General features: G+C 37.8%; 22 protein-coding genes. 21 read left to right on the top strand and 1 reads right to left on the bottom strand.

Features of this window, described 5'->3' with window-relative positions; genetic code table 11:
• Positions 1 to 76 precede the first annotated feature (76 nt).
• From BTR42_RS01090 to BTR42_RS01145, 12 genes are all read left to right on the top strand, one after another.
• Positions 77 to 961 carry a carbohydrate ABC transporter permease gene (locus BTR42_RS01090; protein ID WP_012961353.1) on the top strand — a complete coding sequence of 295 codons (885 nt, stop codon included), beginning with the start codon at positions 77 to 79 and terminating at the stop codon, positions 959 to 961.
• On the top strand, positions 961 to 1788 hold the full coding sequence (locus BTR42_RS01095; RefSeq protein WP_012961354.1) for a carbohydrate ABC transporter permease: 828 nt from the start codon (positions 961 to 963) through the stop codon (positions 1786 to 1788). Before BTR42_RS01090 ends, BTR42_RS01095 begins: the two co-directional genes overlap by 1 nt.
• A gap of 33 nt (positions 1789 to 1821) precedes the next feature.
• Complete coding sequence (locus tag BTR42_RS01100) at positions 1822 to 2406, top strand: hypothetical protein (protein WP_077495981.1); 585 nt, start codon at positions 1822 to 1824, stop codon at positions 2404 to 2406.
• Positions 2403 to 4634 carry an alpha-galactosidase gene (locus tag BTR42_RS01105; RefSeq protein ID WP_077495983.1) on the top strand — a complete coding sequence of 744 codons (2232 nt, stop codon included), beginning with the start codon at positions 2403 to 2405 and terminating at the stop codon, positions 4632 to 4634. The genes BTR42_RS01100 and BTR42_RS01105 overlap by 4 nt, the downstream gene beginning before the upstream one ends.
• A gap of 75 nt (positions 4635 to 4709) precedes the next feature.
• Entirely contained in the window at positions 4710 to 5423 is a 714-nt protein-coding gene (locus BTR42_RS01110) for a GntR family transcriptional regulator (RefSeq protein ID WP_012961356.1), read from the top strand.
• A gap of 33 nt (positions 5424 to 5456) precedes the next feature.
• A complete protein-coding gene (locus tag BTR42_RS01115) occupies positions 5457 to 6320 on the top strand; it encodes an ROK family protein (RefSeq protein WP_012961357.1) in 864 nt (287 codons plus the stop codon).
• A gap of 8 nt (positions 6321 to 6328) precedes the next feature.
• A complete protein-coding gene (locus BTR42_RS01120) occupies positions 6329 to 6967 on the top strand; it encodes an SGNH/GDSL hydrolase family protein (RefSeq protein ID WP_077495985.1) in 639 nt (212 codons plus the stop codon).
• Between the two features lie 15 nt (positions 6968 to 6982).
• Positions 6983 to 7939 carry an acetylxylan esterase gene (locus tag BTR42_RS01125; protein WP_077495987.1) on the top strand — a complete coding sequence of 319 codons (957 nt, stop codon included), beginning with the start codon at positions 6983 to 6985 and terminating at the stop codon, positions 7937 to 7939.
• A gap of 277 nt (positions 7940 to 8216) precedes the next feature.
• Entirely contained in the window at positions 8217 to 10436 is a 2220-nt protein-coding gene (locus BTR42_RS01130) for a RelA/SpoT family protein (protein WP_077495988.1), read from the top strand.
• Positions 10437 to 10495: 59 nt separating this feature from the next.
• Positions 10496 to 10939: a D-aminoacyl-tRNA deacylase gene (dtd, locus tag BTR42_RS01135; RefSeq protein WP_003063063.1), complete on the top strand. Its 444-nt coding sequence runs from the start codon at positions 10496 to 10498 to the stop codon at positions 10937 to 10939.
• A gap of 76 nt (positions 10940 to 11015) precedes the next feature.
• Positions 11016 to 11864, top strand: coding sequence for a helix-turn-helix domain-containing protein (locus BTR42_RS01140; protein WP_009853310.1), 849 nt, complete (start codon positions 11016 to 11018; stop codon positions 11862 to 11864).
• Between the two features lie 100 nt (positions 11865 to 11964).
• Positions 11965 to 13098, top strand: coding sequence for an ABC transporter ATP-binding protein (locus BTR42_RS01145; RefSeq protein ID WP_061458866.1), 1134 nt, complete (start codon positions 11965 to 11967; stop codon positions 13096 to 13098).
• A gap of 325 nt (positions 13099 to 13423) precedes the next feature.
• On the opposite strand, the gene BTR42_RS01155 is transcribed toward BTR42_RS01145, so the two are convergent.
• Complete coding sequence (locus BTR42_RS01155; RefSeq protein ID WP_009853312.1) at positions 13424 to 14194, bottom strand: DeoR/GlpR family DNA-binding transcription regulator; 771 nt, start codon at positions 14192 to 14194, stop codon at positions 13424 to 13426.
• Positions 14195 to 14502: 308 nt separating this feature from the next.
• Here BTR42_RS01155 and lacA point away from each other — a divergent pair, with 308 nt between their 5' ends.
• The 9 genes from lacA (at position 14503) to BTR42_RS01200 (ending at position 21673) form a co-directional block, all read left to right on the top strand.
• Entirely contained in the window at positions 14503 to 14928 is a 426-nt protein-coding gene (gene lacA / locus BTR42_RS01160) for a galactose-6-phosphate isomerase subunit LacA (RefSeq protein WP_077495992.1), read from the top strand.
• A gap of 16 nt (positions 14929 to 14944) precedes the next feature.
• On the top strand, positions 14945 to 15460 hold the full coding sequence (gene lacB, locus BTR42_RS01165; RefSeq protein WP_061458868.1) for a galactose-6-phosphate isomerase subunit LacB: 516 nt from the start codon (positions 14945 to 14947) through the stop codon (positions 15458 to 15460).
• A gap of 11 nt (positions 15461 to 15471) precedes the next feature.
• Positions 15472 to 16404 carry a tagatose-6-phosphate kinase gene (locus BTR42_RS01170; RefSeq protein ID WP_077495994.1) on the top strand — a complete coding sequence of 311 codons (933 nt, stop codon included), beginning with the start codon at positions 15472 to 15474 and terminating at the stop codon, positions 16402 to 16404.
• Between the two features lie 6 nt (positions 16405 to 16410).
• On the top strand, positions 16411 to 17388 hold the full coding sequence (gene lacD, locus BTR42_RS01175; RefSeq protein WP_077495996.1) for a tagatose-bisphosphate aldolase: 978 nt from the start codon (positions 16411 to 16413) through the stop codon (positions 17386 to 17388).
• Between the two features lie 12 nt (positions 17389 to 17400).
• A complete protein-coding gene (locus BTR42_RS01180) occupies positions 17401 to 17874 on the top strand; it encodes a PTS sugar transporter subunit IIA (protein WP_009853317.1) in 474 nt (157 codons plus the stop codon).
• 13 nt (positions 17875 to 17887) lie between these two features.
• Positions 17888 to 18190, top strand: a complete 303-nt coding sequence (locus BTR42_RS01185) for a PTS sugar transporter subunit IIB (RefSeq protein ID WP_009853318.1) — start codon at positions 17888 to 17890, stop codon at positions 18188 to 18190.
• 35 nt (positions 18191 to 18225) lie between these two features.
• The gene (locus tag BTR42_RS01190) at positions 18226 to 19626 is read left to right on the top strand and encodes a PTS galactitol transporter subunit IIC (RefSeq protein ID WP_009853319.1); all 1401 of its coding nucleotides are present in this window, start codon (positions 18226 to 18228) and stop codon (positions 19624 to 19626) included.
• A 109-nt stretch (positions 19627 to 19735) separates the two neighbouring features.
• Positions 19736 to 20632, top strand: coding sequence for an aldose 1-epimerase family protein (locus tag BTR42_RS01195; RefSeq protein WP_061459907.1), 897 nt, complete (start codon positions 19736 to 19738; stop codon positions 20630 to 20632).
• Between the two features lie 204 nt (positions 20633 to 20836).
• Positions 20837 to 21673 (top strand): PRD domain-containing protein, encoded by an 837-nt coding sequence (locus tag BTR42_RS01200; protein ID WP_074658423.1) that lies wholly within the window; start codon positions 20837 to 20839, stop codon positions 21671 to 21673.
• The last annotated feature ends 5 nt before the right edge of the window (positions 21674 to 21678 follow it).

Below are 21678 nucleotides of genomic sequence, written 5' to 3' on the forward strand. Positions count from 1 at the left end.
AAAATGTCTGGCTCCCTTACTTATGCTCATTTAGTGTTAAATATGCGAAAGCATCTTTGTCATGGTGGAGGTTATTATGACAAAAAGTAAATTGAGTAAAGAATGGGAAAAACGGATTCTTGTTTTCTCTTTCACCATTATTCCAGTTCTTCTGTTGCTTGTCTTTTCATATTATCCATTGATAAAAATGATTCAATACAGTTTGACAGATTGGAATGGATACAGTCAAGATCCAAATTTTGTTGGGCTTGATAATTATAAAACGGTTTTAACAAATCCAAATTATTTTTCAGTTTTTAAAACAAGTCTGTACTACTTTATTGCAACATTTTTCCAATTAGGAATTGCACTGTTATTTGCTACGATTCTTTCATTCAAAGTGAAGTTTGCTAATTTCTGGAAAGGGATTTTATTCTTCCCATATCTTCTAAATGGTGTTGCGATTGGGTTTATCTTCCTTTATTTCTATAAAGGTGGCGGAACACTTGATACAGTTTTGAAAGCTGTTGGTCTTGGCGACCAAATCAGACTTTGGTTGGGAGATCGTTCAATCAATAATATCTCGCTTGCGTTTACATCTGTTTGGCGTTACACAGGGTTTAATTTCTTGGTGTTCTTAGGAGCGATTCAGTCTATTAACCCTGAAGTCTATGAGGCAGCTGAGATTGACGGTGCTAATCGCTGGGATCAATTTAGATACATTATCATTCCAAGTATTCGAAACATTGTCTTTCTTAATATTATCTTGGGTGTGAGTGGTTCACTAAGCGTCTTTGATATTCCATATATCATGACAGGTGGTTCAAATGAAACATCAACTTTCGTTATTCAAACCATTGATACAGCCTTCAAGTACAATAAAGTCGGTTTGGCATCGGCTATGGCAATCATTCTCTTGTTTATCGTTATTGTTGTTTCTTTGATTCAAAAGGTTGTTACTAGTGAAAGGAAGAATGTCTGATGAAAACGAAAAAAATAACATTTGGAAAAATTCTTCAATACCTTATCTTGCTAATTGGAGCAACCGTTGCGATTTTGCCGATTTTGGTTGTCTTTATCGGCTCATTCAAATCAAATACTGAATTTTTGAGTACGGGTGTTTTGGAATTACCAAAATCACTAGATTTCTCAAATTATAAGACGGCTTTTGTGAATGGGCAAATGTTGCTCGGTTTTAAAAATACGTTGATTATCTTTGTGGTTAGTATGGTTGGGAAATTGACTCTTGCCTCAATGTTTGCTTATGCGGTTAGTCGATTTGATTTTAAACTGAAAAAGCTTATCTTGACGCTCTTTATGTTGGCAATGTTGATTCCGAGCATCACTAGCCAAGTTGCAACTTTCCAAATCATCAATTCACTTGGATTGTTTAACAAAATTTGGTCAGTTATTTTGCTCAATTTGGGAACTGATGTTATTTCCGTCTATGTCTTTTTACAATATCTGGATGAAATTCCAATTTCTCTTGATGAATCAGCTTATCTTGACGGTGCTAGTCATTTTGGTATTTTCTGGCGCATTATTCTCCCAAATTTGAAAGCTCCGATTGTTACCATGTTAATTATCAGTGGTGTCGGTGTTTACAATGACTTTTACAATCCTTTCCTTTATATGCCAGACCGTAATTTGAAAGTTATTTCAACAGCGCTCTTTGCCTTTAAGGGACCTTACGGAACTAATTGGCCTGTGATTTTGGCAGGGGTTGTCATCGTTATTTTGCCAATTTTAATTGTCTTTTTATCACTTCAAAAGTACATCTACAATGGTGTTGCTGGTTCAGTAAAATAGAAAGATTTAGAAATTGTCTAGAAAGGAACAGCTATGACCGAAAAATCATCGCGTTTGATAGACGCTATTAATTTAGTTTATACCGTCATGAAGGGCTCAGTGCTCTTCTGGCTGGCTTTGCTAAGTAGAGGTTTTGTTTATGGCTGGGTCTTTGCCATAAAGATAGTGTCTCTTTATTTCACTTCTGAAAATCCTCAGACGTTGCGATTTAGAGATTTGTTAAAGCAAAAAGAAAGTATTCCTTATGCTAAAGTGATTTCGGCTATGATGACTTTCTTCTTTAGCTTGGGATTGACTGGTTGGCTACTTAGTCTGGTCAATATCAGCCAGCTATCGTTTGCCATGTTTTATATTGGTGGGCTTGCTTGGCTAGTCTGGTTAGTTATCGTGATTTATTACGTTAAAACACAGTCGTCAAGCGGAGAAAATCAGTTTTATCAAAGCCTTCTTGAAATGAAACAGGACTTTCAAAAGGTTATTTTAGCCTTTCTTCTTGCTTTTATCTTTGTGTGGTTAACATTAACCAAAACAATGTTGGGCTGGTTATTGTTTCCAGGAATTTATTTTTATCTTGTTGGACGTATTCAAAAAGTACAATTTAAAGGAGTCAAGTCATGATTCTCATTAATGAGGAAGAACTTTCTTTTCATTTGACCAATGGAAAAGTATCGTATGTGTTTAGAGTAATGGAGAGAACAGGGATTTTAGAGCAATTATATTGCGGACCTGCCATTTCTGATTACGAATCGTTTACCTTTTTGATTGAGCGTGAAATTCGCCCAGGAAATAATCTTTATATGGGGTCGAGCTTAATGTCGCTTGAGCATATTAAGCAAGAGTATCCCGTATTTGGGACGACGGATTTTCGTTATCCTGCTTTAGAAATTCAATATCCGACGGGAGATTTGATTTCACATTTTCGCTATGTGGGCTATCGTATTGAAAAAGGAAAAACGGTAACGGGTGCTCTTCCAGGGACTTTTGGAAATGAAGAGGATGTTGAAACGTTGATTGTTTGTTTGAAAGATGACTATGCTGATTTAGAGCTTGAATTGCATTATGCGATTTATGCGAATTATCCTATCATTACGCGTCAGCAAAAAATCATTAACAAGGACACACAAACGGTCTCGATTAAACGTTTTGCTAGTTTTAGTTTAGACCTTCCAAATGAGAATTATGACTGGGTTCATTTAGATGGTGCTTGGGCACGTGAAAATCATTTGTCGCGTAGTTCCATTCAAAAAGGTATCCAAAATATTTCAAGCACGAGAGGGCACAGCAGTCATGTTCACAACCCTTTCCTTGCCATTTGTTCACCAGAAGCAACCGAAAATAATGGACAAGTATATGGCTTTAGTTTGATTTATAGTGGAAGCTTTTTAGCCCAAATTGAATCCGACAACTACAATACCCTACGCATACAAATGGGTATCAATCCCTTCCAGTTTGATTGGCAACTTCATCCAGGACAGCTGTTCGAATCTCCTGAAGCTGTCTTGGTTGTGAGCCAGTCGGGCTTTAATGGGATGAGTCAGGTTTTTCATGATTTTTATAAAGAACATTTAATACGAAGTTCATGGAAAAATAAAAAACGCCCTGTTTTACTAAATAGTTGGGAGGCGATGTATTTCGATTTTAATCAAGAAAAGATTTTAGAAGTGGCTGAGGAAGCCAGTAAATTAGGAATTGAACTTTTTGTCTTGGATGACGGTTGGTTTGGCAAGCGAAATAGTGACACGGGTTCACTTGGTAATTGGACGGAAAACAAGGAAAAATTACCAGACGGACTTGCTCATTTAGCTAAGGCTATCAAAGAAAAAGGAATGTTGTTTGGACTTTGGTTTGAGCCAGAAATGGTCTCTGATGATACTGATTTGTTTAAAGAACATCCAGATTGGGTCATTGGCAATCCAGAAAAAAATATTTCGCATGGTCGTAACCAATTTGTGCTTGATTTTGGCAATCCAGAAGTGGTTGAAGCAATTTACAATCAAATGGCACACTTGTTATCAACGGTGCCGATTGATTACATTAAGTTAGACATGAACCGCTACATTTCAGAAAGTTTTTCAAGTCATTTGCCAAGTAAACAGCAAGGTGAGGTTAACCACCGTTACATCTTGGGTGTTTACAGCTTGTACGAAAAACTAAATCAGGCATTTCCTGATGTTCTTATTGAATCTTGTGCGGGTGGCGGGGCACGTTTTGACCCTGGGATGCTTTATTATTCGCCACAAATCTGGACAAGTGATGATACGGACGCGGTGGAACGTTTGACTATTCAATGGGGGACTTCTATGGTCTATCCGTTATCAACCATGAGTGCCCATGTTTCAGCGGTGCCTAATCATCAAGTCGCACGTGTGACATCACTTGATATGCGAAAAGACGTTGCCATGTTTGGTGTCTTTGGCTACGAATTAAATCCATTAGCTTTGACAGGAGAGGAAAAAGAAGCTGTAAAAGCGCAGATTAAAGAATACCATGCCTATCAAGAATTGATTCAAAATGGTATTTTCTATCGCTTGGATTTGACGGACAAAAACCATGTCGGCTGGCTGGTTGTCAATAAAGAAAGAACAGAAGCTTTGGTTGGCTATTATACGATTTTGGCGCAACCAAATCCAATTTACGAACGCTTAAAATTAGTTGGTCTCAACCCTGATAAAGCCTATCATATTCTCGGAAAAGATAAAGACGAGGTAAGGTATGGACGTGACCTAACTTCTATCGGTATTGTTTTAGGAAAAAATTATATCGGTAGAGAAAATGAGTATTGGTCACGCGAAATGCCGGGTGATTTTAACGGAAAAATTTATTATTTGCAACAAATTGATAAATAACATTTGGAACTTCTTGCGTTCTAGTTTACAATAAAGGTAAGGAAAAGAGTAATCAAAATGAGCAGAGGAGAAAAAATGGAAAAATATAATCTTATTGCAAATGATGTTCGCAAGAAAATCTTAGAAGGTGTTTATCAGCCAAATGAGCAACTACCTTTTGAAAAAGACCTTTGTCAATTTTACGATGTTAGTAAAATGACGGTTAAAAAGGCTTTGGACATGCTAGTTGCAGAGGGATTAATTTATAAGCGTCGTGGTGCTGGAACTTTTGTGATGGACCTATCTGTTGAAAAAATGGAAAAAATGTTGATGGACATTCAAATGATGGGGACAACCGCATTCTATCCAGACAAAAACATTACAAGTAAGGTGATTGACTTTTCTGTAGTAAAAGCAACGCCTGAAATTGCTGACAAATTAAAAATTAAAGAAACAAGTTTTGTGTACAAAATTCATCGTGTGCGTATTGTTGATGATAAACCAACGGTTATTGAAGAAACATATATGCCGATTGATTTAATTAACGGTCTGAAATTAGAGCATGTTGAAAGCTCAATTTATGATTATATCGAAAGTGGTTTAGGGCTAAAAATCCAATCTGGTCACCGTACGATTACAGTACGTCGTGCAACGGATATGGAAGCTGAATACCTAGACTTGGAAAAAGGTGATCCAGTTGCGATTGCCGTTCAAACAGGTTACCTAAGCACAGGTGCCGCTTTTGAGTATTCAATCAGTACCCACCGTTATGATGAATTTTCAGTGGAGATTGTTTTAACACATAATTAATGGCAATCTCCGTCACTTAGAATGGAGAAAAAAATGAATTTAGTTGTGTTTGATATTGGTGGAACATCTGTAAAATATGGTCTTTACCAAGATGGTAGTATCGAAAAGAAAAGCTCTTTTGCTACGCCAAAAACTTGGGATGAAATGAAAGAAAATCTGTATCAAGTCTTTAAAGAATTATCAGATGCTGATACAAAAGGTGTTGCCATATCAAGCCCGGGTGCCGTGGATACAGAAGAAGGTGTTATCAAAGGGCTTAGTGCGATTCCATACATTCATCGCTTCAAAATTGTTGATGAATTAGAAGCTTTGTTTGGGCTTCCTGTTGCTATTGAAAATGATGCCAACTGTGCAGGTCTAGCTGAAAGCAAATTTGGTATTGGTCAAGACAGCAAAAATGCCCTTTACTTTATCATTGGTTCTGGTATTGGCGGTGCAGTTTGTCAAAATGGTCAATTGTACAAAGGTAGCAGCCTTTTCGGTGGTGAATTTGGCTATATGATTATCGAAAATGGTAAGACATTAAGCACGCTTGCTAGTCCAGTTCAAGTAGCTGACCGTTATGCTAAAGCTCATGGCTTAACTGATTTTTCTGGGAAAGATTTGTTTGATTTAGCAGATAATGGAAATGAAGAAGCTAAGGCTGCTTTGGCAGGTTTGTATGATGCTTTGGCTACTGGTATTTTCAATTGCCTTGTCAGCTTCAATCCAGATTTGGTCGGTATCGGTGGCGGTATCTCAGTTCGACCAGATTTGGTATCTGAACTTGATAAACGTATTCAAAAATTAATTCATGACACTGAAGCCAATGAATTAACTTACGAACTTAAAATTTGTCAATTTAAAAATGACGCCAATTTATTAGGAGCCGTTTCAAATTTCTTAAACACTAAGTGAGGCAACCTATGGAAATTAGGAAACATGACCGTATCGTTTTTTTCGGAGATAGCATTACGGAGTGGGGACGTGATAAAAGTAATCCAGACAGTCTAGGACATGGCTATGTGAGTATTGTAGCGGCAGATTTACTGGATCGTTCTCCAGAGTTAGGATTGCATTTTTACAATCGAGGTGTTGGTGGTGATAAGGTTCAAGATTTGTTAAATCGTGTGGATGATTGCTTATCTTGCCAACCCAATGCTGTCATTTTAATGGTTGGTATCAATGATGTTTGGCACTTGGTTGGTAAAGATGGCTTTGCTAGTCAAGAAGAACAAGAACGTTTTGAAAATGTCTATCGTCAGCTTCTGCAAGCATTGAAACAAGCAGGAATTGAGCGCATTTTGTTAATGGAACCATTTGTGTTGGATTATCCAGAAGATCGTATGGAATGGCGTCGAGATTTGGACCCTAAGATTCAAATTGTCCGTCATCTTGCGCGTGAGTTTAAATTGGAATTGGTTCCTTTGGATGGCTTGATGAATGAGCAGGCATTGCTTTATGGTAGACGTGAATTGACAGGTGATGACGGTGTTCACCCAACATTGGCTGGCGCTAATATCATTGCTCAAGAAATCCTAAGACGCCTAACGTTTATTTATTGAAAGTAGAGGTAGGCAATGAAAACAGAGGATGCTTTGAGAGAATGGGGCAATTACCAAGGACGTCAAGATAAGCCTGATGATTTTGATGATTTTTGGGATAAAGCCAAAAAAGAGGTGGATTCGCTGGGGCTTCATTATGAATTGACGCCGACTGATTTTACATCAAAAGTGGCAGAGTGTTATGACTTGTATTTTACAGGTGTTCATGAGTCAAAAATCTATGCTCAACTGCTTTTGCCAAAGAAATCGAGTGCGAAACACCCTGTTATTTTTCAATTTCATGGTTATCATAGTGATGTCGGTGATTGGTCGGATAAATTAGCTTTTGTGTCTGAAGGCTATGTTGTGGTTGCCTTGTCTGTTCGAGGGCAAGGTGGCGAGTCAGAAGACCGTTTGCAAACAGGTGGTGGCACCTTGAAAGGACACCTTATCCGTGGCATTGAGGACGGTCCAGAGAAGCTTTTTTATCGTGCGGTTTTTCAGGACGTTTACCAATTGACAAATGTGGTGAGTCGTCTGCCATTTGTGGATAGTTCTAAAATGGCTTCTTACGGCGTATCACAAGGCGGAGCTTTAGCGCTTGTCTGTGCGGCGCTGTGTCCAAAGGTTAAACGGACATTTGTGCAGTATCCCTTTTTAAGCGATTATCGTACCGCATATGGTTTAGAGGTCACACAATCAGCTTATGAGGAGTTAGCATACTATTTCCGCTATCGTGACCCACTTCATGAACGAGAAGAAGCTGTATTTGCCGCTTTAGATTATGTTGATATTCAATATTTGGTGGACCGTATCCAAGCAGAAGTGATATGGGCGATGGGCTTAGAAGACCGAGTTTGTCACCCAAAAACACAATTTGCTGTTTATAACCACATTCAGGCACCGAAAAAACTTTATTTTTACCCAGAATACGGTCACGAATACTTGCCAAAATTTAACGACAAGATTCACCAGATTTTAGGTGGAAAATGAGTTGAAAAAGAGTGAAAGGAAGCTGAGACAAAAGTGCTCAGCTTCCTTTATGTCATTATATTGCTAGATGCAGTGGTTTAGGCTTGTCGGTCAGTCAGCAAGAAATGAGGAATAAGCGCCAATTCGCCAAATTTTATTTGTTCTAAGCTTGGTTATTTCTTATTTGGGTAATATTTAGCACATTTCTCCTTCCAAAACGTGGCTTTTTGGCTTATGAATTGGTATTTTAGGCAGTTTAGTGTTAAAATAAATACAATATCAATCTGAAGAGGTCTTTATGGCAAAAACTGTGAATTTAACGGGTGAAGAGGTGGTTGCACTCACAGCCCAATACATGAGCGAATCTGATGTGGCAATTGTTCAAAAGGCATTGGATTACGCAACAAAAGCACATATTTCTCAAGTCAGGCAATCAGGTGAGTCTTATATTATTCACCCTATCCAAGTTGCAGGTATTTTAGCAGATTTGCATCTTGATGTGGTGACGGTAGCTTGCGGTTTTTTGCATGATGTTGTTGAAGATACTGAAGTTACTTTAGATGACATTGAAGCGGAATTTGGCAAAGATGTTCGTGATATTGTCGATGGTGTTACTAAACTTGGTAAAGTTGAGTACAAATCACATGAAGAACAATTGGCAGAAAATCACCGTAAAATGTTGATGGCGATGTCTAAGGACATTCGTGTTATTTTGGTTAAATTGGCAGACCGTCTCCACAATATGCGCACTTTAAAACATCTGCGTAAAGATAAGCAAGAGCGTATTTCACGAGAAACAATGGAAATCTATGCACCCCTAGCTCATCGTTTGGGGATTAGCCGTATCAAGTGGGAATTGGAAGATTTGTCCTTCCGTTATCTTAATGAAATTGAGTTCTACAAGATTTCTCACATGATGAATGAAAAGCGTCGTGAACGTGAAGCTTTGGTTGACGAAATTGTTAAGAAAATCAAGGATTACACGCAAGAACAAGGGCTTTATGGTGAAGTTTACGGACGACCAAAACACATTTACTCGATTTATCGCAAAATGCGTGACAAGAAAAAACGTTTTGACCAAATTTACGATTTGATTGCCATTCGTTGTATTATGGAAACGCCGAGCGATGTTTATGCCATGGTCGGTTATATTCATGAATTGTGGCGTCCAATGCCTGGTCGTTTTAAGGATTACATTGCTGCGCCTAAAGCTAATGGTTACCAATCTATTCATACGACAGTTTATGGTCCAAAAGGTCCGATTGAGATTCAAATTCGTACCAAAGAAATGCACCAAGTTGCCGAATACGGGGTTGCTGCTCACTGGGCTTACAAGCAAGGTATCAAAGGGAAAGTTGACAACCAAGAACAAGCTGTCGGCATGAACTGGATTAAGGAATTGGTGGAATTGCAAGACGCTTCAAATGGTGATGCGGTTGATTTCGTTGATTCGGTTAAGCAGGATATTTTCTCAGAACGTATCTATGTCTTTACACCAACAGGTGCTGTGCAAGAATTGCCAAAAGATTCAGGTCCGATTGATTTTGCCTATGCTATCCATACGCAGGTCGGGGAAAAGGCAGTCGGTGCTAAGGTTAACGGACGTATGGTGCCACTGACCGCTAAATTGAAAACAGGTGATGTGGTTGAGATTGTCACTAATCCTAATTCATTTGGTCCAAGTCGTGATTGGATTAAGATTGTCAAAACCAATAAAGCTCGCAATCGCATTCGCCAATTTTTCAAAAATCAAGATAAAGAAACCTCAATTAATAAAGGTCGCGAGCTCTTAGTGGATTATTTCCAAGAGCAAGGCTATGTGGCTAATAAATACCTTGATAAAAAGCATATTGAAGAAATTTTGCCACGCTTTAGCGTTCGTAGCGAAGAAGCCTTGTATGCTGCTGTCGGTTTTGGTGAAATTAGCGCTGCTTCTGTCTTTAATCGATTGACAGAAAAAGAACGCCGTGAAGAAGAACGTGCGAAGGCGAAAGCTGAAGCCGAAGAACTGATGAACGGTGGCGAAGTTAAAACTGAAAACAAAGATGTTCTGAAAGTTCGTAGTGAAAATGGTGTTATTATCCAAGGAGCTTCAGGTCTCTTGATGCGTATTGCCAAATGTTGTAACCCAGTCCCAGGAGACCCAATCGAAGGTTATATCACTAAGGGGCGTGGGGTGGCTATTCACCGTGCAGATTGTCATAATATCAAGAGCCAAGAGGGTTACGAACAACGTCTTATTGAAGTTGAATGGGACGATACTAGTGCCAGCAATGATTACTTGGCTGAAATTGACATTTACGGACTTAATCGTTCAGGTTTGCTCAATGATGTGCTTCAAGTGTTATCAAATGCCACTAAGAACATTTCAACTGTCAATGCCCAACCAAGTAAAGATATGAAATTTGCTAATATTCACGTTAGCTTTGCTATTCCAAACTTAACAGCATTGACAACTGTCGTTGATAAAATCAAAATTATTCCAGATGTTTACTCCGTCAAACGAACAAATGGGTAATGAGTGTGTTTTTCAAGCGAGTTGACTCGGTCAGCCCGCTTTTTTAGAAAGGATTGTACATGAAAGTTGTTATTCAGCGTGTCAAGAAAGCCCAAGTCGTGATTGATGAGGAGCTTGTCGGTGATATTAAACAAGGCTTGTTGCTTTTGGTTGGGGTCGGTCCAGATGATGAGCAAGAGGATCTTGATTATGCGGTGCGAAAAATCACGAATATGCGGATTTTTTCAGATGATATGGGAAAAATGAATTTATCTGTTCAAGATGTCAAGGGAAGTATTTTATCGGTGTCACAGTTTACCTTGTTTGCGGATACGAAAAAGGGTAACCGACCAGCCTTTACTGGTGCTGCCAAACCTGACAAAGCTGAGCAATTATACAATGCCTTCAATGAAGCACTAGCGCAATACGTTCCTGTTGAAACAGGCGTTTTCGGAGCTGATATGTACGTTAGTCTTGTCAATGACGGTCCTGTTACCATTATCTTGGATACTAAGGCACGCTAATCCCTTGATTGAAGTAGAGACTTTAATATAAAATTGGTATTAATTTCGCAACAGTTATTAAAAATGGAGGTAAATCATGTCACTAGATGAATTGTTTCCTGAAGCGACATCAAAAGGAAATATCCAAAATCCAGAAGAATGGCTTATTTTAGAAGAGAATGGAACGCCTTATTATCTTCCTCTAGCCAGTCTTAGTGAGCGTGAAAAAGCATTGCTGACGCTTAAAAAGACGACGATTTCAGCTAGTCGTGTTTCTGAAAATCCTTGGTATCAGTATTTGGTGCAAAAAAAGGGCAGTTTACCCCAAGAGTACAAACGCCTTCAGATGATTTACATTGACCACCAATATCGATTACCAGAAGAATTGGTTGATTTTTTAGCAACTCTTTTGCCAAATATGATTACAGAAGTCAGTCTTTCAGATAATCGGACCATTCTTTTGTTGGACCAATCAGAGCCGATTGAGGTAGAAGAATTGGTAAAAGATGTTTTACCGACTTTGGAAAGTGATTTTGGGATTAAATTGACTGTTTTCTTTGGCAATAGCTGGAGTAAATTGCAAGCAAATGATTTGCAAGCTTATTTCGATGAAGAAACCAAGCTTTTTTCTGATGTGAGTCACTATCGTGGTAATGAACGGGTGGCGACGTTTTCTGAAATGTTGTTGTTAGATTTTGCACGTCATCTTGATATTCCAACGATAAAACACAAAATATTACAATCTATTGATGATAGCAAGGATATTCGAGCTATCATTGTTGCCATGTGGCAGGAGCAGGGAAATCTTGCCAAAACGGCACAAAGTCTTTATATTCATCGAAATTCACTTCAATATAAATTAGAAAAATTTCGATTGTTGTCTGGTTTGAATTTGAAAAATCTTGATAGCCTTGCTTTTTGTTATCTCCTAATCATGATGCCATAATTTTTGGGCACTTTGCACAAAAAATCTTGTCACTCCTGTCTATGGTCTGTAAGCGTTATCTTTGCTATAATAAAGCCACATAGATCAAAGGAGTTACAAAATGGTAGAATTAAACCTTAATCACATTTACAAAAAATATCCAAATGCAAGTCATTATGCTGTTGAAGATTTCGATCTTGACATCAAAGATAAAGAATTTATCGTTTTTGTAGGACCTTCAGGTTGTGGTAAATCAACAACACTTCGTATGGTTGCTGGTCTTGAGGACATCACAGAAGGTGAACTTAAAATTGATGGTGAAGTTGTTAATGACAAAGCACCAAAAGATCGTGACATTGCCATGGTTTTCCAAAACTATGCCCTTTACCCACACATGACTGTTTACGATAACATGGCATTTGGGCTAAAACTTAGAAAATACAAAAAAGACGACATTGACAAACGTGTTCGCGAAGCTGCTGAAATTCTTGGGTTGACAGAATTTCTTCAACGTAAACCTGCTGACCTTTCAGGTGGTCAACGTCAACGTGTTGCCATGGGACGTGCCATTGTCCGTGATGCCAAAGTGTTCTTGATGGACGAACCTTTGTCAAACTTGGATGCTAAATTGCGTGTGTCAATGCGTGCTGAAATTGCTAAAATCCATCGTCGTATCGGTTCAACAACAATCTACGTTACTCACGACCAAACAGAAGCCATGACCCTTGCTGACCGTATTGTTATCATGAGTTCTACAAAAAATCCTGACGGTTCAGGGACAATTGGTCGTGTCGAACAAATTGGTACACCACAAGAACTTTATAACCGCCCTGCTAATAAATTTGTTGCAGGATTTATCGGTAGCCCTGCCATGAACTTCTTTGAAGCAACGGTTGAAGGCGATACTTTGGTCAATGATGCTGGCTTCAAGATTACTTTGCCAGAAGGTCAAAAGAAATTGCTTGAAACAAAAGGTTACAATGGTAAAAAAGTTATCTTTGGTATTCGCCCAGAAGATATTTCAAACAATCCATTAGTTCGTGATACTTATCCTGGTGCAACAATCAAAGCAGAAGTAACTGTGTCAGAATTGCTCGGTGCTGAAACAATGCTTTATGTCAAATCTGGTGATGTTGAACTCGTGTCACGTACAGATGCGCGTGATACTTATGAACCAGGTGAACAAGTTGAATTGACTTTAAATGTGGCTAAAGGTCATTTCTTCGACCCTGAAACAGAAGCAGCTATTCGCTAATTTTTCCAAGACAAAACTATTCTAGAATACAACACAAAAATCCTTACACTTACTGGTGTAGGGATTTTTTGCTGATTGATAAATTTAAAAAAAGAGGCTGAGACAAGTGCTCAGCCTCTTTAATTATGTAGTTGTAATAAGCAAGACGCAGTAGTTTGGACTTCAAGAATCTGGGAATAGACCGTTTTAGATCAGCAACTAGAAACTGAGACTTGCTGAGAAATCGAATTTCTTTGAAATTACCGATTCGCTTTTTAATTTCTAGGCTCATGAATAAAGTCTCCACTGGAGACTTTATTTTTCCTACTCTTTTTTATTACTGAAATCAGTCTTTGGCAACGATAATATCGGTTAGTTGACCGAATTTTTCTTTGGTGTCGCTGGTAATAGCAGAATCGGTTACCAGATGATTTATGTCGCTAATGCGATAGAAATCGTAAAAGTCGTATTTGTCGAATTTTTCATGGTCAACGAGCAAGAATGTTTCAATGGCGTTATCAAGTGCGATACGTTGAATTTCTCCTTCACTTTCACTATATGTGGCAATAGAATCACCAAACACACCATTGGCACTCACAAAAGCCTTTGAGAATTTTAGGTTTTGGAGGTAGTTGGCAGTCAAAGACCCGACAAAAGCGCCTGTAATATCACGATATTCTCCACCAGTTAAGATTAAATCGGTGTTTTTATTTTCATTTAAAATGTTAAAAACAGGCAAACTATTTGTAATAACTCGAATATTTTTGGCGACGAGTTCACTTGCAAAATGTTCGAGTGTCGTTCCTGGTCCAATAAAAATCGTTTCTCCTTCTTGAACAAGCTGACTAGCGAATTTAGCGATAGCACGTTTTTCTTCAATTTGGAGTTCTTGTTTTTCAGTGTTTGATTTTTCGTGTTTACTTCTGATTTTTGGGCTATCAATGCTCTGTGCACCACCGTGGATGCGGATAAGTAATCCGTCTTTGTCAAGTTCATCTAAGTCGCGTCTGACAGTCATATCTGAAACGCCAAGCTCTTTAATGACATCATTAACAGTAATGACACCTTTGGCATTGACTTTTTCAAGAATCCACTGGAGGCGTTCTTTTTTTAACATAAAAATCTCCTTTCCATTTGCATAATAAATGACATCTTATCTTTATCTTATCATAAAAAATAGACAAACTCAACAAATAAGAAAAAAAAGAAACACTATGAAACAGAATTGTAATAAAGCTGACAACTCTAATATTATCAATGGTTTTGCGGGAATAACTATATTCGTAACAAACATAAAACAACAAACAAAATTGAAAAATATTAAACAAATATGTTGACAAATGTTTGTTTTAGATTTATTATATAAACATAAAAAAACGTTTTTAAAAAATTATCTAGATAAAAGAAAAATTTTGAGGTGTTAAAATGACAGTTATTCTTGGTTCAGATGCCGCAGGTGAAACTTTGAAAAATATTATCAAAGAATACTTGCTTGCAAATGATTATGATGTTAATGATGTGACAGATGTGACTAAAGATTTTGTTGATAATACACTTGCTGTTGTGGCGGGTGTCAATGCGGCTGAAAGCAATCTTGGTATTATGATTGATGCTTATGGTGCTGGTAGCTTTATGACAGCAACTAAAATCAAAGGTATGGTTGCAGCGGAAGTTTCAGATGAACGCTCTGCTTATATGACACGTGCTCACAATAATGCTCGTATGATTACCATGGGTGCAGAAATTGTCGGTGTCGAATTAGCTAAAAATATTGCTAAAGGATTCTTGGAAGGTCACTATGACGGTGGTCGTCACCAAATCCGTGTTGATATGTTGAATAAAATGTGTTAGGAGCGAGGAAGATAAAATGAAAATTGCAATTGGATGTGACCATATCGTAACAACAGAAAAAATGGCAGTGTCAGATTTCTTGAAATCAAAAGGCTATGAGGTTATTGATTGTGGAACATATGACCACACACGTACACATTATCCTATCTTTGGTAAAAAAGTCGGTGAAGCGGTGACAAGCGGTCAAGCAGATTTAGGTGTTTGTATCTGTGGAACAGGTGTTGGAATCAACAACTCTGTCAACAAAGTTCCAGGCATTCGTTCAGCTTTGGTTCGCGATATGACAACAGCGATTTACGCCAAAGAAGAATTAAATGCTAATGTCATCGGTTTTGGTGGCAAAATCACAGGTGAATTACTCATGTGCGATATTATTGAAGCTTTTATTGAAGCTGAATACAAACCAACAGCAGAAAATAAAGCTTTGATTGAAAAAATTGCACAAGTCGAAACGGTTAATGAGGACCAAACATCACCAGATTTCTTTGATGAATTTCTTGAAAAATGGGACCGTGGCGAATATCACGACTAGGAGAAAATCAGATGATTCTTACCGTAACATTGAATCCGTCAATTGATATTTCTTATCCGCTTGATGAACTAACTTTGGATACGGTCAATCGTGTTTCCGAGGTTAAGAAAACAGCAGGTGGTAAGGGTTTGAACGTCACACGTGTGCTGTCAGAAATTGGTGATAATGTGACTGCGACAGGCTTTATCGGTGGAAAGCTCGGTGACTTTTTAACCAGTAGGCTTGATCAAAATGGTATTCAACATCGTTTCTTTCCGATTCATGGGGAAACTCGCAATTGCATTGCGATTTTACATGAAGGCTTGCAGACAGAAGTTTTGGAAGCAGGTCCGATGATTGACCGAGATGAGGCAGATGGTTTTCTTAATCATTTTCGTTACCTTTGCCCGTCTTATGATGTCATCACGATTTCAGGAAGCCTTCCAGCGGGGCTTGAAAATGATTATTATCAAAAAGTCATTGGGCTTGCTAATTCGCAAGGCAAAAAAGTGGTGCTAGATTGTTCTGGTAAGGCTCTGGAAGCTGTTTTAACAGGTGATGACAAACCGTTTGTTATCAAGCCAAACACAGAAGAATTATCACAACTTGTTGGAAGAGAAGTGACAGGTGATGTGGATGAGTTAAAAGAAATCTTGCAAGATGATTTGTTTGCAGGGATTGATTGGGTGGTTGTTTCACTAGGCAGCAAAGGAGCTTTTGCGAAACACGGTGACCACTATTACCGCGTTACCATTCCAAAAATCGATGTGGTCAATCCTGTTGGTTCTGGTGACTCAACGGTGGCTGGTATTGCGTCAGCGATTATCCATAACCTTTCCGACAAAGATTTCTTATGTCATGCGAATGCCCTTGGTATGCTAAACGCTCAAGAAAAAATGACAGGTCATGTCAATATGACAAATTACGAAAACTTATTTAATCAAATTCAGGTAGAAGAGGTATAAGAAAAAATGATATTAACACAAGAAAAACGCAGATTACTTGAGAAGCTTAGCCGTGATGGCGTGATTTCTGCTTTGGCATTTGACCAACGTGGAGCACTTAAACGCATGATGGCAAACTATCAAACAGAAGAACCAAGTGTTGAACAAATCGAACAATTGAAAGCCTTGGTTTCAGAAGAATTGACACCGTATGCGTCATCTATTCTTCTTGACCCTGAGTATGGTTTGCCAGCAAGTAAGGTTCGTGATGCGAATGCTGGACTTTTGCTTGCTTATGAAAAAACAGGTTATGATGCGACAACAACTAGCCGCTTGCCAGATTGCTTGGTCGAATGGTCTGCTAAACGTCTTAAAGAAGAAGGAGCTGATGCAGTGAAATTCTTGCTTTATTATGACGTTGATGGTGATGAATACGTTAATCTTCAAAAACAAGCTTATATCGAACGCATTGGTGCCGAATGTAAAGCTGAAGATATGCCATTCTTCCTTGAAATTTTGACTTATGATGAAAATATCACTGGCAATACAAGCGCAGCATTTGCCAAAGTAAAACCTCACAAAGTTAACGAAGCCATGAAAGTTTTCTCTGACGACCGCTTTGGTATTGATGTGCTCAAGGTTGAAGTCCCTGTCAACATGAAATATGTTGAAGGTTTTGCGGACGGTGAAGTGGTTTACACTAAAGAAGAAGCTGCTAAAGCTTTCAAAGACCAAGAAGCAGCAAGTCATTTGCCATATATCTATCTTAGCGCAGGTGTTTCAGCAAAACTTTTCCAAGAAACGTTGGTATTTGCGGCTGAATCAGGTGCTAAATTCAACGGTGTCCTTTGCGGACGTGCTACTTGGGCTGGCTCTGTACAAGTGTATATTGAAGAAGGCGAAGCCGCAGCGCGTGAATGGCTAAGAACACAAGGACGCAAGAATATCGAAGAACTCAACGCAGTCCTTACCAAAACAGCCAGCTCATGGAGTGAGAAAGTGTAAGAAGGTGATAAAATGACTCAATTATTTGCAGAAGATACGGTATATATATCTGAACAACAAGATCAAAAAAGTGTTTTTAAAGAAATCGCTCATAAATTATTTGAAAAAGGTCTTGTAACAGAAGAATACTTGGATAATTTAATTGACAGAGAGGAACATTATCCGACTGCCTTACCGTTAAGTCCAATTGATTCGAGTCTTCCCAATATTGCTATTCCGCATACAGAAAGTCAGTTTGTAAATGTTACTCGTATTGTTCCAGTTAAACTGGAACATGCGATAACATTTCATAATATGATTTTGCCAGATGAAAAACTAGAGGTTTCATTTTTGTTCATGATTTTAAACAATGAAGAAAAAGAGCAAGCTGGTTTATTGGCAGCAATAATGGATTTTATTAATAGACAAGATAAGGAAGCATTAATTAAATTCTTTAATTCTGAAAATCCAGAAAGAATTTATCAATTTTTGGAAAATAATTTTTAAGGAGGAATTTCTCATGATTAAAATTTTAGCAGCGTGTGGAGCTGGGGTTAACTCAAGTCACCAAATTAAAAATGCTCTAGAAACAGAATTGACTAAACGTGGTTATCAAGTATCGTGTGATGCTGTTATGATTAAAGATATCAATGAAGAATTGTTATCGCATTATGACATCTTTGCACAAATTTCTAAGACTGATTTAGGCTTTGATGTTAAGATTCCAGTTGTCGATGCTGGTGCTATTCTTTATCGTATCCCAGCAATGGCAGAACCTGTTTATAAGAAAATGGAAGACGTTATTAATAGCTTAAACAAATAAATTAAAGCGCTTTCGAAAGAAAGGGAAGAAATGAAATGAATGTAATTATCGACTTTGCAAATACGATTTTCCAACCAATTATTGACCTTGGTGCCGCTCCGTTAATGACAATCATCTTGACTGTCATTGCCCTCTTCTTTAAAGTGAAATTCACTAAAGCATTAGAAGGTGGTATTAAACTAGGAATTGCCTTAACAGGTATTAGCGCAATTATCAATATCTTGTCAACGGCATTTTCGGGTGCTATGGCTGACTTTGTTGCCAGAACTGGTTTGGAATTAAATATCACTGACGTTGGTTGGGCACCGTTGGCAACTATCACTTGGGGCTCACCTTATACCCTATATTTTTTGATGGTAATGGTCATTGTAAATATCATTATGTTGGTATTGAATAAAACCAATACGCTTGATGTTGATATTTTCGATATTTGGCATTTATCAATTGTTGGCTTGTTTGCTATTTATAGTGGAGCAAACCTCATGATTGCAACGATTTTGGTTATTTTTATCGGTATTTTAAAAATTATCAATTCAGACCTTATGAAACCTACTTTTAATGATTTATTGGGTGCTGGTGATGAAAATCCGATGACAACAACTCACATGAACTACATGATGAATCCAATTATTATGGTATTCGATAAAATTTTTGACAAGCTTTTCCCTTGGCTTGATAAATATGACTTCGATGCTGCTAAATTAAATGCTAAAATTGGTTTCTGGGGTTCAAAATTTGCAATTGGTATTTATTTAGGAATCTTTGTTGGCTTATTAGCAGGTCAAACACCAACAGAAATTGCTTCTTTAGCTTTTACAGCAGCTGTCTGCTTGGAATTGTTCTCATTGATTGGGTCATGGTTTATCGCTTCTGTTGAACCACTTTCTCAAGGTATTACTGACTTTGCTTCTTCAAAATTACAAGGACGCACATTAAATATTGGTTTGGACTGGCCATTCATTGCAGGTCGTGCAGAAGTATGGGCTGCCGCTAATATTTTAGCTCCAATTATGTTGTTAGAAGCAATTGTTTTACCAGGAAATAAATTATTGCCACTCGCAGGTATTATTGCGATGGGGGTTACTCCAGCTTTGCTAGTTGTTACACGTGGTAAATTAATCCGCATGATTGTCATTGGTGCTATTGAGTTACCGCTATTCTTGTGGTCAGGAACATTGATTGCACCATTTATCACAGAAACTGCTAAAAATGTGGGTGCCTTCCCAAGTGGTTTAGATACTTCAACCATGATTTCTCATACAACAATGGAAGGACCAATTGAAAAATTCTTGGCATTCTTTGTTGGTAAAGCTTCAACTGGTGATTTGACTTACGTTCTTTATGCAGCGATTGCTTTAGTTGTTTACACGTTGCTCTTCTTCTGGTATAAAGGAGAAATGAAAAAACGTAATCAAGCTTATCAAGAAGCCAAATAGTAATACATCTAATCTAACTCACTAAAACTTCTTTTATTATTTTGTTTTTACGCGTGATGAGAATGGCAGTTATGAGGCTGTTCATTCTCATTTTATTTAGGAGAAAATAATGGTTATTGAATTAAAAAATGATTTCTTAACAGTTCAGTTTAAGGAATTTGGTGGCGCTTTGTCATCCATAAAAGATAAAGACGGCGTCGAATATTTGTGGCAAGGAAATCCAGAGTATTGGAGTTCACAAGCACCAGTATTATTTCCGATTTGTGGGAGCTTACGTGATGATGAAGCTATTTATCGTCCTAGTAGCCGTCCCCATTTTACAGGTGTGATACCGCGACATGGTTTGGTGCGTAAGAAGACTTTTACTTATGAACCATTATCTGAAAATAGCCTTGCTTTTTCAATCACCCCTGATGCGGAAATGTTGGCAAATTATCCTTATGATTTTGAGTTGAAAATCATTTACACTTTGATTGGAAAGACGATTAAAACAAGTTACCAAGTGACCAATCGCGAGACAGAAAAGGTCATGCCTTACTTTATTGGTGGGCACCCTGGGTTTAATTGCCCATTGCTTGCTGATGAGTGTTATGAAGATTATTATCTCGAATTTGAAAAAGAGGAAACTTGTACTGTTCCAGAATCTTTTCCAGAAACAGGGCTTCTTGATGTGAATAAGCGTACGCCATTTTTAGAAAAGCAAAACATTCTAAATTTGGATTATGCTTTGTTTGCCAAAGATGCCATTACTTTGGATAAATTAGCTTCACGCAGCGTTTCGTTGAAATCTCATAAACACGATAAAGGATTGCGTTTGGATTTTGAAGATTTTCCAAATTTGATTTTATGGTCAACCGTCAATAAGAGCCCTTTTATTGCTCTAGAGCCGTGGAGTGGCTTGTCAACGTCGCTTGATGAAAGTGATATTTTAGAAGATAAACGTCAAGTAACTTTTGTAGCGAGTGGCGAAACGAGTAAAAAATCCTTTGATATTACGATTTTTTGAATTTGTTTAAAATAAACAAAAAAAATCAAAAAAATACAAAGAAAGGGTTTACAAAATTAAAATTGTGTGTTATATTATAACCGTAGAAATTAATAGAGTGGATTGTAACTAAGACATTAGGCAAGACCGCAAATGACCTAGAAGGGAGGATTCTAGTTTGTTTGTGGTTTTTTATTTGTCTAGGAACCACGTGAGGAGAGTAGAATGTTTCGGATTGTACAAGCGCTCAACAATAATGTCGCTCTGGTAAAAAATGAGCAGGATGAACAAGCCGTTGTCATGGGGCTAGGGATAGTCTTTCAAAAGAAAAAAGGTGATTTAATCACTCCAAGCAAAGTCGAGAAAGTTTTCCTTTTGAAAACAGAGGAATCCAAAGAAAACTTTTTAACCCTTTTGAAAAATATTCCGCTTGATATTCTAACGGTGACTTATAACATGATTGATGATTTGGTAGCCAAATATCATTTTCCGGTTCAGGAATACCTGTATGTGACCCTTACCGACCACGTTTATTCGGTATATCAAAAGCTTTTAAAGGGAGCTTATCAGGAAAGTCATTTACCAGATATTTCAGCGGCGTATGTTACTGAGTTTCAAATGGCGCAAGAAGCTGTTGCTATTTTAAGTCAAAAGTTGTCAGTAACTTTTCCAGATGATGAAGTCGGACGAATGGCTCTGCATTTCATTAATGCCAAAGGTGATTACGAAGTTTCTGATAATAACAAAGAGGATGCAACTAAAAAAGTGCTAGCTTTGATTGAGAACGAATTGGCCAAAAATAACATCAAGCGGAGCGCAGAAAACAGTAATCTTTACGACCGTTTGATGATTCATTTAACCTACCTCATTAATCGATTGCAGATGAACCAGCAAGACAATGCATCGTTGATTAATTTGGAAGAATATGTGAAATCAGATTATCCGCAAGCCTATCAAATTGGGCAGGCCATTTATGATTTGATTGAACAAGAATTAAAAATAGATTTATCGCGTAGTGAACGTGTTTACCTTGTGATTCACATTCAACGCTTATTGAAATAAGGAGA

This window comes from Streptococcus gallolyticus subsp. gallolyticus DSM 16831 (assembly GCF_002000985.1).
GTDB lineage: Bacteria > Bacillota > Bacilli > Lactobacillales > Streptococcaceae > Streptococcus > Streptococcus gallolyticus.

Excerpts from the sequence above, each read along its gene's own strand:
- BTR42_RS01120 (WP_077495985.1), top strand. The coding sequence starts at position 6,329 with ATGGAAATTAGGAAACATGACCGTATCGTTTTTTTCGGAGATAGCATT.
- lacB (WP_061458868.1), top strand. The coding sequence starts at position 14,945 with ATGAAAATTGCAATTGGATGTGACCATATCGTAACAACAGAAAAAATG.
- dtd (WP_003063063.1), top strand. The coding sequence starts at position 10,496 with ATGAAAGTTGTTATTCAGCGTGTCAAGAAAGCCCAAGTCGTGATTGAT.
- BTR42_RS01180 (WP_009853317.1), top strand. The coding sequence starts at position 17,401 with ATGACTCAATTATTTGCAGAAGATACGGTATATATATCTGAACAACAA.
- BTR42_RS01185 (WP_009853318.1), top strand. The coding sequence starts at position 17,888 with ATGATTAAAATTTTAGCAGCGTGTGGAGCTGGGGTTAACTCAAGTCAC.
- BTR42_RS01125 (WP_077495987.1), top strand. The coding sequence starts at position 6,983 with ATGAAAACAGAGGATGCTTTGAGAGAATGGGGCAATTACCAAGGACGT.
- BTR42_RS01190 (WP_009853319.1), top strand. The coding sequence starts at position 18,226 with ATGAATGTAATTATCGACTTTGCAAATACGATTTTCCAACCAATTATT.
- BTR42_RS01130 (WP_077495988.1), top strand. The coding sequence starts at position 8,217 with ATGGCAAAAACTGTGAATTTAACGGGTGAAGAGGTGGTTGCACTCACA.
- BTR42_RS01105 (WP_077495983.1), top strand. The coding sequence starts at position 2,403 with ATGATTCTCATTAATGAGGAAGAACTTTCTTTTCATTTGACCAATGGA.
- BTR42_RS01095 (WP_012961354.1), top strand. The coding sequence starts at position 961 with ATGAAAACGAAAAAAATAACATTTGGAAAAATTCTTCAATACCTTATC.
- BTR42_RS01170 (WP_077495994.1), top strand. The coding sequence starts at position 15,472 with ATGATTCTTACCGTAACATTGAATCCGTCAATTGATATTTCTTATCCG.
- BTR42_RS01200 (WP_074658423.1), top strand. The coding sequence starts at position 20,837 with ATGTTTCGGATTGTACAAGCGCTCAACAATAATGTCGCTCTGGTAAAA.
- lacA (WP_077495992.1), top strand. The coding sequence starts at position 14,503 with ATGACAGTTATTCTTGGTTCAGATGCCGCAGGTGAAACTTTGAAAAAT.
- lacD (WP_077495996.1), top strand. The coding sequence starts at position 16,411 with ATGATATTAACACAAGAAAAACGCAGATTACTTGAGAAGCTTAGCCGT.
- BTR42_RS01155 (WP_009853312.1), bottom strand. The coding sequence starts at position 14,194 with ATGTTAAAAAAAGAACGCCTCCAGTGGATTCTTGAAAAAGTCAATGCC.
- BTR42_RS01100 (WP_077495981.1), top strand. The coding sequence starts at position 1,822 with ATGACCGAAAAATCATCGCGTTTGATAGACGCTATTAATTTAGTTTAT.
- BTR42_RS01090 (WP_012961353.1), top strand. The coding sequence starts at position 77 with ATGACAAAAAGTAAATTGAGTAAAGAATGGGAAAAACGGATTCTTGTT.
- BTR42_RS01145 (WP_061458866.1), top strand. The coding sequence starts at position 11,965 with ATGGTAGAATTAAACCTTAATCACATTTACAAAAAATATCCAAATGCA.
- BTR42_RS01110 (WP_012961356.1), top strand. The coding sequence starts at position 4,710 with ATGGAAAAATATAATCTTATTGCAAATGATGTTCGCAAGAAAATCTTA.
- BTR42_RS01195 (WP_061459907.1), top strand. The coding sequence starts at position 19,736 with ATGGTTATTGAATTAAAAAATGATTTCTTAACAGTTCAGTTTAAGGAA.
- BTR42_RS01115 (WP_012961357.1), top strand. The coding sequence starts at position 5,457 with ATGAATTTAGTTGTGTTTGATATTGGTGGAACATCTGTAAAATATGGT.
- BTR42_RS01140 (WP_009853310.1), top strand. The coding sequence starts at position 11,016 with ATGTCACTAGATGAATTGTTTCCTGAAGCGACATCAAAAGGAAATATC.